Here is a 15,662-nt window from a genome sequence, read left to right as displayed (position 1 = left end):
CCTTTCCTTCCTTCTCGCCTACCGGGTTAGCTGACGGGTTCGGAGCAGGAAGGTCTCCTACGGGCCGCCTCTTGCGAGGCCGTCCGATTCACCCCAATGGGACCTGGGTCCCCGGTCCCCCTCGGCCGGTGCGCCTCGGGGATTCGGCGATCGCTGTCCGTCGGCCGCGGGTGCGGTCACTTCTGACGAACAGCGGCACCGACGCTAATCGGGCCCAACTCCGGGCGGCAAACGAATCCCTGGGTTTGTCACGTACGCCACACTCCAACTCATCAGCAACCGCGACAGAATCGGACATTGAGAAGGGCCCGGAAGGAGCGATTCCTCCTCCCGGGCCCCACTTCTGACCGACGTTCCCGCCTCCGCCCGCGGGCTCAGGAGCCGGAGACCACCTTGACGTCGCCGATCCCCAACTCCCGTACCGGATCGGCGATCTGCGAGGCGTCGCCGACGAGCACCGTCACCAGCCGGTCGGCGGGCAGCGCGCTCACCGCCGCCGCCGTGGCCTCCACCGTGCCCGTCTCGGCGAGTTGGGCGTAGAGCCGGGCCTGATAGTCGTCCGGCAGATACTGCTCGACCTGGTCGGCCAGCGTCCCTGCGACGGCCGCGGCCGTCTCGTAGCGCAGCGGCGCGACGCCGACCAGGTTCCGTACCGCGATGTCCCGTTCCTCGTCGGTCAGTCCCTCGGCCGCCAGCTTCCGCAGCACCTGCCACAGGTCGTCCAGCGCGGGCCCTGTCACATCGGTGGCCACCGAACCGCTGATGGCCAGCAGTGCGGCACCGCTGCCGTCCTTGGCGGAACGCAGCACCTGACCGAAGGCGCGCACGCCGTAGGTGTAGCCCTTCTCCTCACGCAGCACGCGGTCCAGCCGGGAGGTGAGCGTGCCGCCCAGGCAGTAGACGCCCAACAGCTGCGCGGGCCACACGCGGTCGTGCCGGTCAGGGCCGACGCGGCCGATCAGCAGCTGCGTCTGCACCGCTCCGGGCCGGTCCACGATGACGACCCGGCCGCTGTCGTCCGCGGTGATCGGCGGCATCGGACGCGGCACCGCCGCGGCTCCCGTCCAGCTGCCGAGGCTCTCGGTGAGCGCCGCCTCGAGGTCGACTCCCTCCAGATCGCCGACCACGACGACGGTGGCGGTGGCGGGGTGCACATATGCCTCGTAGAAGGCGCGTACCGCCGCCGCGTCGATGCCCCGCACCGTCTCCTCGGTGCCCTGCCTGGGGCGCGACATCCGCGATGAGGCGGGGAACAGCTCGCGGGAGAGCTCCTTGCCGGCGCGACGGGCCGGGTTGGCCAGCTCGTGCGGGATCTCGTCCAGCCGGTTGGCGACGAGCCGTTCGACCTCGCTGTCCGGGAAGGCGGGGGCGCGCAGCGCGTCGGCGAGCAGCCCCAGCGCCTTGGGCAGCCGGGATACGGGCACCTCCAGCGAGACCCGCACACCGGGGTGGTCGGCGTTCGAGTCGAGCGTGGCGCCGCACCGCTCCAGCTCGGCGGCGAACTCCTCGGCGGTGTGCTTGTCCGTGCCCTCACTCAGCGCGCGGGCCATGATGGTGGCGACCCCGTCCAGCCCCTCCGGCTCCGCGTCCAGCGGCGCCTTCAGGTTCACCTCTACGGCGACGACCTCCTGACCCGGGCGGTGGCAGCGCAGCACCGTCAGCCCGTTGGGCAGCTTGCCGCGCTCGGGGGTGGGGAAGGCCCACGGTTTCGGGGTGCCGCTGGGCGGCTGGGAGTGGAACTCCATGCTCTTGCCTGCTGTCTCCGCGATTCCCGCGGGGCTCGTGCTCGCCGCTCCCGCGGTGCGCTGGCTCGTGCTCGCCGGTGTCTCGCTCACTGGCCGGCCTCCTCGTCCTCGTTCGCCGGTGCTTCCTCGTCCGCCAGCGGTTCGTATACGAGCACGGCGCGGTTGTCGGAGCGCAGCCGCTGGGCCGCCACCTCCCGCACCTCCTCGCGGGTCACCTCCAGCACCCGCCGGACCGCGGTCAGCGCGAGCTGCGGGTCACCGAAGAGCACCGCGTACCTGCACAGTTCGTCGGCGCGGCCACCGACCGTGGCCAGCCGGTCCAGCCACTCGCGCTCCAACTGGGCCTGGGCGCGCTCCATCTCCTCCTCGCCGGGCCCCTCCTCCGCGAAGCGGCGCAGCTCCTCGTCGACCGCGGCCTGGATGTCGGCGATCTCCGCGCCGCTGGACGCCTTGATGTCCAGCCAGCCCAGCGAGGGCGCGCCCGCCAGCCGGAGCAGTCCGAAACCGGCCGCCACCGCCGTGCGGTCGTGCCGCACCAGCCGGGTGTAGAGGCGGGAGGACTCGCCGCCGCCGAGCGCGGTCAGCGCCAGATCGGCGGCGTCCGCCTCGCGGGTGCCGTCGTGCGGCAGCCGGTAGCCGTTCATCAGCGCGCGGGAGGGCACGTCCTCCTCGACGACCTCGCGCTTCTCCTCACCCATCAGCTCGGGCAGCACGCCGTCCCGCGGGGGGCGCTTGCCGTCGTGGCCCGGGATGGAGCCGAAGTACTTCTCGATCCAGGCGAGCGTCTGCTCCGGGTCGATGTCCCCGACGACGGACAGCACGGCGTTGTTGGGCGCGTAGTACGTACGGAAGAACTCCTGCGCGTCCTGGAGGGAGGCCGCGTCCAGGTCTTCCATCGAGCCGATCGGAGTGTGGTGGTAAGGGTGGCCCTCGGGGAAGATCATGGCGGTCATCCGCTCGAACGCGGTGCCGTACGGCACGTTGTCGTAGCGCTGGCGACGCTCGTTCTTGACCACGTCGCGCTGGTTCTCCATGGACTCCTCGTCCAGCGCGGCCAGCAGCGAGCCCATGCGGTCTGCCTCCAGCCACAGAGCGAGCTCCAGCTCGTGGGCCGGCATCGTCTCGAAGTAATTGGTGCGCTCGAAGCTGGTGGTGCCGTTCAGCGAACCGCCCGCGCCCTGCACCAGCTCGAAGTGCCCGTTGCCCTTCACCTGGGCCGAGCCCTGGAACATCAGGTGCTCGAAGAGATGGGCCAGGCCGGTGCGGCCCTTGGCCTCGTGGCGGGAACCGACGTCGTACCAGAGGCAGACAGCGGCGACGGGGGTCAGATGATCCTCGGAGAGCACCACCCGCAGGCCGTTGGCCAGCCGGTGCTCCGTCGCTGTCAGCCCACCGGTGGCCGGCGGGGGCGTGGCCGTGTGACCCATGGGCGTGGAGTCCCTTCGCTTGCGGGGATATCCCGGCCGGGCGCCGGGAACTGCCGACCGCCTGGCGCCTCACGCGACCGGCGGCCCTGTCACTGTATGCAACCACGCCGACAAGGTGCGAAGTTCCCGTACGGTCTACCGAGCGACCGCCCTGTCAGTGGGGCGGTCCACAATGGTCGACCGAGAGCACGACCGAGCACGATTCGGTCCAGGAGACCGGAAGCACGATCGGTCCCGGGCGACCGGAAGCACGTCGGTCCAAGAGCACGACCCGAGAGCGCAAGAGCGACAGCACGAAGCAGCGAAGGAGCCGCAGCCGCGATGGCCCGCCGCAGTAAAAGCCGTACACCGGCACCGGAGCCGGGAGAGGACTTCGAGGAGCGCATCGTCGACATCGACGTCGTCGACGAGATGCAGGGCTCCTATCTGGAGTATGCGTATTCGGTCATCTACTCGCGCGCGCTCCCCGACGCCCGCGACGGGATGAAACCCGTGCAGCGCCGGATCCTGTACCAGATGCACGAGATGGGCCTGCGCCCCGACAGGTCGTACGTGAAGTGCGCCCGCGTGGTGGGCGAGGTGATGGGAAAGCTCCACCCGCACGGTGACTCCCCCATCTATGACGCCCTGGTGCGCATGGCGCAGGACTTCTCCATGCGGCTGCCGCTGGTGGACGGGCACGGCAACTTCGGTTCGCTGGGCAACGACGACCCGCCCGCGGCAATGCGCTACACGGAGTGCCGTTCGGCGCCGGCCGCCGGGCTGATGGTCGAGTCGATCGACGAGGAGACCGTCGATTTCGGCGCCAACTACGACGGCAGCGAGCAAGAGCCCGTCACGCTGCCCGCCGCCTATCCCAACCTGCTGGTGAACGGCTCCTCGGGGATCGCGGTCGGCATGGCCACCAACATGCCGCCGCACAACCTGACAGAGGTCATCTCGGCGGCCCGGCATCTGATCAAGCACCCGGGCGCGGACCTGGAGACCCTGATGGGTTTCATTCCGGGCCCCGATCTGCCGACCGGCGGCAAGATCGTCGGCCAGGAGGGCATCAAGGACGCCTACGTCTCCGGGCGCGGCACCTTCAAGATCCGGGCCACGGTGTCGATCGAGCAGGTCACGGCCCGGCGCAAGGGCCTCGTGGTCACCGAGCTGCCGTTCGCCGTCGGCCCCGAGAAGGTCATCTCCAAGATCAAGGACCTGGTCAACGCGAAGAAGCTCCAGGGCATCGCGGACGTCAAGGACCTCACCGACCGCCAGCACGGGCTGCGCCTGGTCATCGAGGTCAAGAACGGCTTCAACCCGGAGGCGGTCCTCTCCCAGCTCTACAAGCTGACGCCGATGGAGGAGTCCTTCGGCATCAACAACGTCGCACTGGTGGACGGCCAGCCGCTCACCCTCGGCCTCAAGGAGCTTCTTGAGGTCTACGTCGACCACCGGTTCGACGTGGTGCGGCGGCGCAGCGAGTTCCGCCGCGGCAAGCGGCGCGACCGGCTGCACCTGGTGGAGGGCCTGCTGGTGGCGCTCGTCGACATCGACGAGGTCATCAGAATCATCCGGTCGAGTGAGAACGCCGCCGAGGCCAAGGCATCCCTCATCTCGCGCTTCGGCCTCAGCGACATCCAGACCCAGTACATCCTCGACACTCCGCTGCGCCGGCTCACCAAGTTCGACCGCATCGAGCTCGAGGACGAGCGGGACCGGCTCAAGGGCGAGATCGAGAAGCTGACCCGGATCCTGGAGTCGGACGCGGAGCTGCGCAAGCTCGTCTCCTCCGAACTGTCCGCCGTCGCCAAGAAGTACGGCACCCCGCGCCGCACCGAGCTGCTGGACTCCGCCGAGGTACCGGTGGCCGCCGTGCCGCTGGAGGTCGCCGACGACCCGTGCCGGGTGCTGCTCTCCTCCACGGGTCTGCTGGCCCGTACGGCCAACGGCGGCATGGAGTTCGGCGAGCCCGCCAAGCGCGTCAAGCACGATGTGATCGTCTCCGCGGTACCCGCCACCACCCGCGGCGAAGTCGGCGCCGTGACCTCGTCGGGCCGCCTGCTGCGCCTCCAGGTGGTCGACCTTCCGCAACTGCCGGAGACGTCGACCTCGCCCAACCTGGCGGGCGGTGCCCAGATTTCGGAGTTCCTCACGCTGGAGGGCGACGAGACGCTGATCTGTCTCACCACGCTGGACGAGTCCTCGCCCGGCCTGGCGATCGGCACCGAGCAGGGCATCGTCAAACGCGTGGTACCCGACTATCCGGCCAACCGGGGCGAGTTGGAGGTCATCACGCTCAAGGAGGGCGACCGTATCGTCGGCGGCGCCGAGCTGCGCACCGGCGAGGAGGATCTGGTCTTCATCACCGACGAGGCGCAGCTGCTGCGTTTCCAGTCGAGCCAGGTACGCCCGCAGGGCCGCCCCGCGGGCGGCGTTGCGGGCGTCAAGCTCACCCAGGACGCGAAGGTGATCTTCTTCGGCGCCGTCGATCCGGCCGCCGAGTCCGCCGTGTTCACGGCAGCGGGCTCGGAGGGCACGCTCGACGACTCGCTGAGCACCGCCAAGCTCACCCCGTTCGACCAGTATCCCCGCAAGGGGCGCGCGACGGGCGGCGTGCGCTGCCAGCGCTTCCTCAAGGGCGAGGACCGGCTGCGGCTGGCCTGGGCGGGCGCCACACCCGCGCTGGCCGCGACCAAGACCGGCGCTCCCGCCGAGCTCCCGGAACCCGACCCCCGCAGGGACGGTTCCGGCCTGCCGCTGACGAAGCAGATCGCGGCGGTGGCAGGCCCGGTGTAGTCACCTGCGGCAACGGGGTGGGGGCCAAGCCCCCACCCCGGGGAGGCTGCGGGAGGAATCATTCACCGGCCGCAACCAGCACGTCCGGCTCGTCCTCGTGCGCACTGTCCACATACCGGAACACTCCCCACAGGGCGCGCTCGTCCGGGCCCTCGGGACCGGCGGCGCACGCCTGGAGGCCACCGCGCAGCGCCGCTCCGTCGACCCCGGCACCGATCATCACCAGCTCCGTACGCCGCTCCTCGGACCGGGGCCGCCGCTCCGGTGCGAACCGGAGGAAGCCGCCCACGGCGTGCACCTCGTACACGTTGTCCGGGTCGGCAGCGCCGAAGTCCACATAGCCCTTGATCCGGTACAGCCCCTCGGGCCTGGCGTCCAGGAACTCCAGAAAACGGCGCGGGTCCAGCGGCGCATCCGAGACGAACTCCACCGATTCGTAGGCGGCGTGCAGGTGCTCCGCGTGGCACCCGCCCCCGGCACACCCGTGCTCCCCGTCCGCCTGCCCGTCGTCCGCGTACCCGTCGCCGTCACCGTCGCCGTACAGCAGCGAGTCGAAGGAGAGCTGTTCGACGGGTGGCCGTTGGCGCCGTACGCGGTCGAACAGCAGCGCCGGATCGACGCGGCCGAACGTGGCGGGGACGACAGGCGTGCCAGGGCTGAGCCGCTGCAACTCCGCATGGAGGGCTTCCCGGCGCTCGTCGGTCACCCGATCGGCTTTGTTGAGGACGAGCAGGTCGGCCGCACCGACATGGCGCTCCAGTTCCGGATGGCGCGCACGTACGGCCTCGAACTCCGCCGCGTCGACGACCTCCACCAGCCCGCCGTAGACGATGTACGGGCTGCCGCTGGCCAGCACCATCCGGATCAGCGTCTCCGGCTCGGCCACCCCGCTGGCCTCGATCACAAGGACGTCCATACCGGCCGAGGGGCGCGCGAGAACGTCCAGCACCTCGTCCATGTCGCTGGTGTCCACGGCGCAGCACAAACAGCCGTCCCCGAGGGAGACCATGGAGTCCACCTGCCCGGAGACCGCCATGGCGTCGATCTCGATGCTGCCGAAGTCGTTGACGATCGCGCCGATACGGGTGCCTCTCGCGCGCCGCAGCAGATGGTTGAGCAGGGTGGTCTTCCCGGAACCGAGGAACCCGGCCAGTACGACGACCGGGACCCGGCCGCCCACTGTGCCCCGCCGTGCACCGGCCTCCGCATCGCCCACGCGCTCCGCCCCTCCTGCCTCGTCCGCCCTGCGGCCTCACGGCTCCGACTCCTGCGGCCCCGCCTCAGGCGGCCGCTGAACGGCTGCCGATCGTACCGAACAGGGCTTTCCGGTCTTCCGCTCCGGGCGCCCGGGCAAGACCAGCGGCCGGCGGCGCGGCGCGCGGGAACGTGCCCGCGCACGGCACGGTTACCCAGGTTAGGCTCGCCTGTGTGAGCACGTGTGCGACGGCCTCCCAGGCCCTGGCCGAACCCCTCGCGGGGACGGCGGCGACAGCCCGTACCTGGTTGCTGATCGAGCAGCCGGGCCCATGGGGCAAGAAGGCGTTGACCCAGAGCCACCTCGACCCGGAGCTCGGGCAGGCGCTCGATGCGGCAGCCGGCGCACACGGTGGCCGGGTCGCGCTGATCCGGCGCCCCGGACGGCACGCCGACAGCTCGTCCCCGAGCGCACGGCACCGCGTGTTCCTCGCCAGTACGGCCCCGGGCGCCTCCTGGGTCCGCACGACGGTGCTGCCGGGCCATGGGCTGGCAGCACTGCGCGAGCTCGATTTCGCGGCGCTGGAGGGCGCTCCGGTACTCGGTCCCGGCTGGGAGCCGTACGAGGGCGACCCCCTCGCCCTGGTGTGCACCAACGGCAAGCGGGACCGCTGCTGTGCGCTGCTCGGCAGGCCGCTGGCGGCCGAGCTCGAAGCGTCCGGCGGGGCGGACGTCTGGGAGATCACGCATATCGGCGGCCATCGCTTCGCGCCCACGCTGCTGGTTCTGCCCTACGGCTACGCGTACGGCCGGCTCGGCGCACCCGCGGTGAAGGGCGTACTGGACGCCGTACGGGACGGCCACGTGGTGACGGACGGCTGCCGTGGCCGCTCGGCCTGGGACCGCCCGGGACAGGCGGCTGATCTGGCCGTACGGGAGCACACGGGCGAGACGCGCGCGCACGCGCTGACCGTGCGGGCCGCGCAGGAGGAGCCGGAGAGCGGGCGCCGGAGCGTCACCGTCCTGCATGTGGACGGGCGCCGCTGGCGCGTCACCCTCGCCGAGACCACCGACGGGCCTCCCGTACCCGCCAGCTGCGGCGCCGCCCCGGCCAGCCCGGTGCGGATGGATGTGGTGCGGATCGAGGAGCTGGGGGCCGGTCACACGGTCTGAGGGCGCACTGCCCGGCACCGCCCGCTCCGAGGGCCGCACAGCCGGCCATCGTCCGGCCCGGTGCATCAGCGGCACCCGGCGGATACCGTTCCGCCGCATGGCCCGCGTACGCCTTCACCAACGCGCCCGCCGCCGTCCCCGGCAGCTGCGTATCCCCGGCTGGCCGCAGCGCGTGTCGTCCCAGGTGCTGCTCATGCAGCTGGCGGTCGTCACCGGGGTGACCGCCGTGGCGACCGGGCTGTTCCTGGCGCCGTTCAGCAACCAGCTCGACGACCAGGCGTCCCGTCGGGCGCTGGCCATCGCCCAGGCGACGGCGGCCGAACCCGGCCTGGACGACCTGCTGACCGACGGCGCAGGCCCCTCCCGCAACGGACCCGTCCAGCGGCGCGCCGAGCGCATCCGGCACGCCACCGGCGCCAGCTACATCGTGGTGCTGGACACCCGCGGCATCCGCTGGTCGCACGCGGAGCCCGACCGCATCGGCCACCGGGTCTCCACCGACCCGGGGCCCGCGCTGGCCGGCCGGGAGGTGCACCACATCGACGAGGGCACCCTGGGCAGATCGGCGCGGGGCAAAGTGCCGTTGCGGGACGAGCAGGGGAAGGTCGTGGGAGCCGTCTCGGTCGGTATCGCCTACGACAGCGTGCGCGCCCGCTTCACCAGGGCCGTACCTGGACTGCTCGCGTACGCGGGCGGGGCGCTCGGGGTGGGCGCGCTCGCCGCGCTACTGGTCTTCCGCAGGCTCCAGAAGCGCACCCATGACCTGGCGTTCTCCGACATCACCGCGCTGCTGGCCGAACGGGAGGCGGTCCTGCACGGCATCCGCGAGGGCGTCGTCGCACTGGACTCCACGGGGCGGATCCGGCTGGCGAACGACGAGGCGCAGCGGCTGCTCGACCTGGACGAGCAGCACATCGGGCTGTCCCCGCAGGAGGCTCTGGGCCCCGGGCGTACGGCCAAAGTGCTGGCCGGCGAGGTACCGGGATCCGATCTGCTGACCGTCAGCGGCGGCCGGGTGCTGGTCGCCAACCGGATGCCCACCGACGACGGCGGCGCCGTCGCCACCCTGCGCGACCGGACCGAACTGGAGCTCCTCGGCCGGGAACTCGACGGCTCCCAGGGGCTGATCGATGCCCTGCGCGCCCAGGACCACGAACACGCCAACCGGATGCACATCCTGCTCGGACTGCTGCAACTGGGCATGGTCGAGGACGCGGTGGTCTATCTGAGCGAGGCCGTCGGGGTGCACCGGGCGACGGCCGAGGAGATCTCCGAGCACATACGCGACCCGCTGCTCGCCGCACTGCTGGTCGGCAAGGCCACGGTGGCCGCCGAGCGCTCGGTCGCCCTGCGCATCGCGCCGGGCACGCTGCTGCCCGACCGTCTGGTGGACCCGCCGGAGCTGGCGACCGTGCTGGGCAACCTGGTCGACAACGCCTTGGACGCCGCGGCCGGTTCGCCCGGCGCCCGGGTGACGGTGACGCTCGTCCCCGACTCCGGTGCCCGGCAGACCGGGCTCAGCCTGCGGGTGAGCGACAGCGGCCCCGGTGTCCCCGCAGAGCACCGTGAAGCCGTCTTCACGGAGGGCTGGTCCACCAAGGAACCACCGGCACACGGCCGCCGCGGGCTCGGCCTCGCGCTCGTACGACGGCTCGCGGAGCGCCATGGCGGCACCGCGCGGGTGGGCCAGGGCCCGGACGGCGGCGCGGAGTTCACCGTCGTCCTCCCGGAAGCCCTCCACCCGGAACGCGGCCCCGCGGATGTCACCCAGCGCCAGTGAGGTTGCCCGCCGGCCCGCGTCTCAGACCGCGCCGGCGCCCGTGAGGGAGCGCACCTCCGTCTCGGCGTGCCTGGCCGCGTCGGGGGCTTCACGGGACAGGAGCGTGCCCAGCCAGCCCGCGAGGAAGCCCAGCGGAATGGAGACGAGCGCGGGGTTCTCCAGCGGGAAGTACGCGAAGTCCCGGCCGGGGAACAGCGCCTGCGGGCCGCCCGAGACGACCGGTGAGAGCACCACCAGCACCACCGCGGAAACCAGCCCGCTGTAGACCGACCAGACGGCGCCCCGCGCGGTGAAGCCCCGCCAGAAGAGGGCGTACAGCAGCACGGGCAGATTGGCCGAGGCGGCTACGGCGAAAGCAAGGCCCACCAGGAACGCCACGTTCAGCTCTCGCGCGAGCAGGCTCAGCCCTACGGCGACAGCCCCGACGACGACGGCGGCCACGCGTGCCACGGCGACCTCGCCCATACGGCCCCACCGCTGCCGCCCCTGGCCCGCGGGCGGCTCCCACCCGCCAGGACGCCGCCATCCGCCCTCGCGCCGCCATTCGCCCTTGCGTGGCCCTCCTTCGGGCCGCTCTCTCCGCGCCAGCGACGCATACAGGTCATGTGCCACAGCAGCCGAGGCTGCGAGGGTGATGCCCGCGACCACGGCCAGGATGGTGGCGAAGGCGATGGCGGCGACCAGCGCGGCCAGCGCGGCTCCCCCGGTGGAATCCGCGCCACCGCCCAACTCGGCCGCCAGCAGCGGAACGGCCGCGTTCCCGGAGGGGCTCGACCTGCGTACGGCGTCGCTGCCCAGCAGCGCTGCCGCACCGGTGCCGAGGACGGTGGTCATCAGATAGAAGCCGCCGATGAGCCCGATCGCCCACACGACCGAGCGACGGGCGGCACGCGCGGTCGGCACGGTGCAGAAGCGCGCCAGGATGTGCGGCAGTCCGGCCGTACCGAGCACCAGCGCCAGACCGATGCTGAGGAAGTCGAGCCGGGAGGTCCAGCCGGCGCCGCCGTAGCGCAGGCCGGGGGCGAGGAAGTGCTTGCCGTGGCCGCTGTTTTCGGCCGCGCTGGTCAGCAGCCCGGCCAGGTCGCCACCGAAGCGCAGCAGCACCAGCACGCTGAGCGCCAGCGCGCCGCCCATCAGCAGCAGCGCCTTGACGATCTGGATCCAGGTCGTCGCCCGCATCCCACCGCAGACGACGTAGAAGACCATGAGCGCCCCCACCCCCAGCACCGCCCAGATGCGCACCGTTGCCCCGTGGTCGCCCAGCAGGAGCGCCACCAGGCTGCCGGCCCCGACCAGTTGGGCCACCAGATACAGCACCGAGACGGTCACTGACGAGCACCCCAGCGCGATCCGCACCGGGCGCTCCCGCATCCGTACGGCGACGACATCGGCGAGGGTGAAGCGCCCGCAGTTGCGCACCATTTCGGCCACCAGCAGCAGGACGAGCAGCCATGCCAACAGGAAGCCCACGGAGTAGAGCATCCCGTCGTAACCGTAGAGCGCGATCAGTCCTGCTGCACCGAGGAAGGAGGCGGCGGACATGTAGTCACCCGCGATGGCGAAACCATTCTCCATGGGGGTGAAGAGTCTGCCGCCCGCGTAGAACTCCTCCGGGGAGCCCTGGCGTCTGCTGCCCGCCCGGCGGGTGATGGCCAGCGTGGCGACGACGACGGCGCCGAACAGCAGCAGGGTCAGCCTCTGATGACCGCCGCTCACCGCGCGACCTCCGCGGCCGCGGCGGACGCCGTCCCATGGTCCAGGTCCACGGACACCGTCCCGCGGGTCATCTCCTGGGTCTGCCAGCGCAGTTCGAGCGCCGACCGGTCCCTGCGCCGCCGGGCATGGCGCGCGTACAGCCAGGTCAGCAGGAACGTGGTGGCGAACTGCCCGAGCCCGGCTGCCATACCCACGTTCAGCACGCCGGCCACGGGTCTCGCCATCAGCCCGGGCGCACTGACGGCGAGCACCAGATAGCCGAGATACCACAGCAGGAACGCCGCACTGACGGGCAGCACGAAGTGCCGGTGGCGGCGCCGGACCTGCTGGAAGTCGGCGCTGCGCTGGACGACCGCATACGCGTCGTACGCCTCGGACGTCACCGGCCGCCGCTGTCTGAGCGGCGGGCCCGGAGGGATGCGGTGGGGCTCGGGTCCGCCCGTGGCCAGGGCGTCGTACCGGTCGTCGTACCAGGGATCGTCGATGCGCATGCCCCAGGATGGGCGCAGGCTCGAGATCACTTTTGGCGCAATCCCGCCCCTTCACCCCTTCAGGTGAAGGCCCGGTCGGAGGGCGAAAGGACGGGATGGGCGCGGACGTTGATCAGACCCCGAGGTCGCTCAGACGTCGATGCGGGAGCGGTCCAGCGTCGCGGCGGAGGAGCTGATGAACTCCCTGCGCGGGGCCACCTCGCTGCCCATCAGCAAGTCGAACGCCTGCTCCGCTGCCTCCAGGTCGCTGATGTTGATGCGGCGCAGGGTGCGGTGCCGCGGGTCCATGGTGGTCTCGGCAAGCTGGTCGGCGTCCATCTCACCCAGGCCCTTGTAGCGCTGGATGGACTCCTTGTAGCGGACCTTCTTCCTCTCCAGCTCCAGCAGCGTCTGGCGCAGCTCGTTGTCCGAGTAGGTGTACAGGTACTTGTCCTGCCCCTTCTTCGGGTTGATCAGCTCGATCCGGTGCAGCGGCGGCACCGCGGAGAAGACCCGGCCCTCCTCCACCATCGGCCGCATATAACGCTGGAAGAGCGTCAGCAGCAGACAGCGGATATGCGCCCCGTCCACGTCCGCGTCGGCGAGGAAGATGACCTTGCCGTAGCGGGCCTGGTCGATGTCGAAGGTCCGCCCGGACCCGGCTCCTATGACCTGGATGATCGCCCCGCACTCGGCGTTCTTGAGCATGTCCGAGACGGACGACTTCTGCACGTTGAGGATCTTGCCGCGAATCGGCAGCAGCGCCTGGAACTCGGAGTTCCGCGCCACCTTGGCGGTACCGAGCGCGGAGTCACCCTCCACGATGAACAACTCGGTGCGGTCGATGTCATCGGCACGGCAGTCGGCCAGCTTCGCCGGCAGCGCCGAGGACTCCAGCGCCGTCTTCCTGCGCTGCGCCTCCTTGTGCTGCCGCGCAGCGATACGCGTACGGGCCGCGGCGGCAACCTTCTCCAGCACGGCACGGGCCTGCGCCTTGGCATCCCGCTTGGAGGAGGTCAGAAATGCCTTCAGCTCCTTGGCCACGACCTGCGCGACAATGCGCGAGGCTGCCGAGGTACCCAGCACCTCCTTGGTCTGCCCCTCGAACTGCGGCTCGGCCAACCGCACCGTCACCACCGCGGTCAGCCCCTCAAGAGCGTCGTCCTTGACGACGTCGTCGTCGGCGACCTTCAGCAACCGGTGCGTTCGCAGTGCCTCGTTGACCGTCTTGGTGACCGAGCGCTCGAAACCCGCGACATGCGTACCGCCCTTGGGCGTGGCGATGATGTTCACGAACGACTTCAGCATCGAGTCGTACCCGGTGCCCCAGCGCAGCGCGATGTCCACACCCAGCTCCCGCTGCACCTCGGTGGGAATCATGTGACCCAGGTCATCCAGCACCGGCACCGTCTCCTTGAAGGTGCCCTGCCCCTGGAGCCGCAGTACGTCGCACACTGCCTTGTCCTGCGCGAGGTACTCACAGAACTCACTGATGCCACCGTCGTAATGGAACGTCTCCTCGGCGACGCCCTCCTCCTCCAGCCCCCGCTCGTCCCGTACGACGATCGTCAGCCCGGGTACCAGGAACGCCGTCTGGCGGGCACGCGCGTGCAGCGTCTCCAGGGAGAGCTTGGCGTCCTTGAGGAAGATCTGCCGGTCCGCCCAGTAACGCACCCGAGTGCCCGTGCGGTTCTTGGGGATCTTCTTGCCCTTGAGCAGCCCACTGGAGGGGTCGAACGGTGCGTCGGGGCCGGACTCGGTGAAGATGCCGGGCACACCGCGGCGGAAGCTGATGCTGTGGGTCCTGCTGTGGAGGTCGACCTCGACGTCCAGCCGGGAGGAGAGCGCGTTGACGACAGAGGCACCCACACCGTGCAGACCACCGGAGGCCGCATAGGCGCCGCCACCGAACTTGCCGCCGGCGTGCAGTTTGGTCATCACGACCTCGACACCGGAGAGCCCCGTCTTGGGCTCCACGTCGACCGGGATGCCCCGGCCGTTGTCGCTGACCTCGACCGAGCCGTCCTCGTGCAGGGTGACCTCGATCCGGTCGCAGTACCCGCCCAGGGCTTCGTCAACCGAGTTGTCGATAATCTCCCAGAGGCAGTGCATCAGGCCGCGGCTGTCGGTCGAGCCGATGTACATGCCCGGCCGCTTGCGGACAGCCTCCAGCCCTTCCAGGACGAGCAGATGCCGCGCGGTGTAATTGGAACCGCCCTCGCGGTCTGCCCCGGTCAGCAGTGCGGTGGACGGCACGGACATATCGGCGGTCACGCGGTTCGCTCCTCGCTGAATTCTGCTTGAGACGGCTGGGTTGCCGCGTCAGAGGGTACCGAGGCCCAGGACGGCACGTGGTGCGCGACCCCGGAGACGGAAGTGTGCGACCCAGGAGACGGATCAGGAGAACTGCCATGCTAGCTCACCTTCGATATTCTGTTCGATAACGGGTCCGGGTGCCGCACACATCACGTTCCCATCCAGGCATGAACCATTTAGGCTCCGGGCACGTCCTCCACAACGAAGGGTTGGAACGGCCCGGAGTCGGACGACAACACAACGGCACGACGAGGACCTGCCAGCGCCACTGGCAGAGCCCGCCACCACCCACCGTCACAGATCCAACAAAAGACCGAACACACCGACGGACCACAACCGACGGCCACCGAAGGAAAGCTCCCAACCCCTGCAATACGGCCCATTCGCCGCCACCCGGCAACAATCCGGCCTCCCGGACAAAAAAGTCCGGGAATGAAGGCCAGTGCGGGAACGTTTTCGGCCTGGTTGGATGTTGACCCTGGTACGACAGCTCGTCGAGCTAGAGAAGAGGCGACGTGACTACAGTTCTGACCCCCGCGACTCCGCTGACGGCAGCCGACCGCTGTGACCGGTGCAACGCTCAGGCGTACCTGCGCGTTGTCCTTACGAGCGGCGGAGAGCTGCTGTTCTGCGCGCACCACGGCCGCAAGTTCGAGCCAGAACTCAAGAAGATCGCCGCGGAGATACAGGACGAGACGGAGAAGCTCACCGCGACTCCCGCCACCGCAGGCGAAGACGAACGATGACCTGCTGATACGACGCCTTCGCGTCCACGTCCGACGAGCTATACCGGCACAGGCCGGAACCGGCGGGCGGTCCTCCCGACATCGGGAGAACCGCCCGCCCTCGTCATTTCCCGGCCCATCCGGAATTCTTCCCGGCCCATCCGGCACTTCACCGTCTCCGCGTCCGCGCCGCCCCGCACCGACCAGCACGGCACGCGGACCCGGCATGGCGTTGGCCGGCACGGTGTTGCCCGGCACGACTGCGGTCGGCACGGCTGCTGCAACGCCATGGCGTTGCCCGGCACGGCTGGTGGCGTGCCGGGCCCCGCCGCTCA

At 70.5% G+C, this 15,662-nt stretch carries 10 protein-coding genes and 1 riboswitch; of the genes, 4 read left to right on the top strand and 6 right to left on the bottom strand.

Annotated elements, in window-relative coordinates; translation table 11 throughout:
• Position 1: 1 nt before the first annotated feature.
• A riboswitch (cyclic di-AMP (ydaO/yuaA leader) is annotated at positions 2 to 159 on the bottom strand.
• Between the two features lie 215 nt (positions 160 to 374).
• Positions 375 to 1,745: a M16 family metallopeptidase gene (locus ACTWP9_RS08205; protein WP_443245581.1), complete on the bottom strand. Its 1,371-nt coding sequence runs from the start codon at positions 1,743 to 1,745 to the stop codon at positions 375 to 377.
• An 86-nt stretch (positions 1,746 to 1,831) separates the two neighbouring features.
• Positions 1,832 to 3,172 (bottom strand): M16 family metallopeptidase, encoded by a 1,341-nt coding sequence (locus ACTWP9_RS08200; protein WP_443245340.1) that lies wholly within the window; start codon positions 3,170 to 3,172, stop codon positions 1,832 to 1,834.
• A gap of 321 nt (positions 3,173 to 3,493) precedes the next feature.
• On the opposite strand from ACTWP9_RS08200, the gene ACTWP9_RS08195 reads away from it, so the two are divergent.
• A complete protein-coding gene (locus ACTWP9_RS08195) occupies positions 3,494 to 5,953 on the top strand; it encodes a DNA gyrase/topoisomerase IV subunit A (protein WP_443245339.1) in 2,460 nt (819 codons plus the stop codon).
• A gap of 58 nt (positions 5,954 to 6,011) precedes the next feature.
• On the opposite strand, the gene ACTWP9_RS08190 is transcribed toward ACTWP9_RS08195, so the two are convergent.
• Positions 6,012 to 7,169: a CobW family GTP-binding protein gene (locus ACTWP9_RS08190; RefSeq protein ID WP_443245338.1), complete on the bottom strand. Its 1,158-nt coding sequence runs from the start codon at positions 7,167 to 7,169 to the stop codon at positions 6,012 to 6,014.
• Positions 7,170 to 7,381: 212 nt separating this feature from the next.
• Here ACTWP9_RS08190 and ACTWP9_RS08185 point away from each other — a divergent pair, with 212 nt between their 5' ends.
• A complete protein-coding gene (locus ACTWP9_RS08185; RefSeq protein ID WP_443245337.1) occupies positions 7,382 to 8,320 on the top strand; it encodes a sucrase ferredoxin in 939 nt (312 codons plus the stop codon).
• A gap of 97 nt (positions 8,321 to 8,417) precedes the next feature.
• The gene (locus tag ACTWP9_RS08180) at positions 8,418 to 10,100 is read left to right on the top strand and encodes an ATP-binding protein (RefSeq protein WP_443245336.1); all 1,683 of its coding nucleotides are present in this window, start codon (positions 8,418 to 8,420) and stop codon (positions 10,098 to 10,100) included.
• Between the two features lie 21 nt (positions 10,101 to 10,121).
• Here ACTWP9_RS08180 and ACTWP9_RS08175 read toward each other — a convergent pair whose 3' ends face one another.
• The 3 genes from ACTWP9_RS08175 to ACTWP9_RS08165 form a co-directional block, all read right to left on the bottom strand.
• The gene (locus ACTWP9_RS08175) at positions 10,122 to 11,816 is read right to left on the bottom strand and encodes a solute symporter family protein (RefSeq protein WP_443245335.1); all 1,695 of its coding nucleotides are present in this window, start codon (positions 11,814 to 11,816) and stop codon (positions 10,122 to 10,124) included.
• Entirely contained in the window at positions 11,813 to 12,307 is a 495-nt protein-coding gene (locus ACTWP9_RS08170) for a DUF485 domain-containing protein (protein ID WP_443245334.1), read from the bottom strand. The genes ACTWP9_RS08175 and ACTWP9_RS08170 overlap by 4 nt, the downstream gene beginning before the upstream one ends.
• Before the next feature lie 129 nt (positions 12,308 to 12,436).
• Positions 12,437 to 14,560: a DNA gyrase/topoisomerase IV subunit B gene (locus tag ACTWP9_RS08165; protein WP_443245333.1), complete on the bottom strand. Its 2,124-nt coding sequence runs from the start codon at positions 14,558 to 14,560 to the stop codon at positions 12,437 to 12,439.
• Positions 14,561 to 15,117: 557 nt separating this feature from the next.
• On the opposite strand from ACTWP9_RS08165, the gene ACTWP9_RS08160 reads away from it, so the two are divergent.
• Positions 15,118 to 15,348, top strand: a complete 231-nt coding sequence (locus tag ACTWP9_RS08160) for a DUF7455 domain-containing protein (protein WP_443245332.1) — start codon at positions 15,118 to 15,120, stop codon at positions 15,346 to 15,348.
• The last annotated feature ends 314 nt before the right edge of the window (positions 15,349 to 15,662 follow it).

The organism is Streptomyces sp. 3N207 (assembly GCF_052246355.1).
GTDB lineage: Bacteria > Actinomycetota > Actinomycetes > Streptomycetales > Streptomycetaceae > Streptomyces.
Note: the sequence above shows the minus strand (reverse complement) of the source record. Positions and strands in the feature narration are given on the sequence as shown.

What these genes read in the sequence shown, in the direction of transcription:
- ACTWP9_RS08200 (WP_443245340.1), bottom strand. Translation starts at nt 3,172, where the DNA reads ATGGGTCACACGGCCACGCCCCCGCCGGCCACCGGTGGGCTGACAGCG.
- ACTWP9_RS08170 (WP_443245334.1), bottom strand. Translation starts at nt 12,307, where the DNA reads ATGCGCATCGACGATCCCTGGTACGACGACCGGTACGACGCCCTGGCC.
- ACTWP9_RS08195 (WP_443245339.1), top strand. Translation starts at nt 3,494, where the DNA reads ATGGCCCGCCGCAGTAAAAGCCGTACACCGGCACCGGAGCCGGGAGAG.
- ACTWP9_RS08205 (WP_443245581.1), bottom strand. Translation starts at nt 1,745, where the DNA reads ATGGAGTTCCACTCCCAGCCGCCCAGCGGCACCCCGAAACCGTGGGCC.
- ACTWP9_RS08180 (WP_443245336.1), top strand. Translation starts at nt 8,418, where the DNA reads ATGGCCCGCGTACGCCTTCACCAACGCGCCCGCCGCCGTCCCCGGCAG.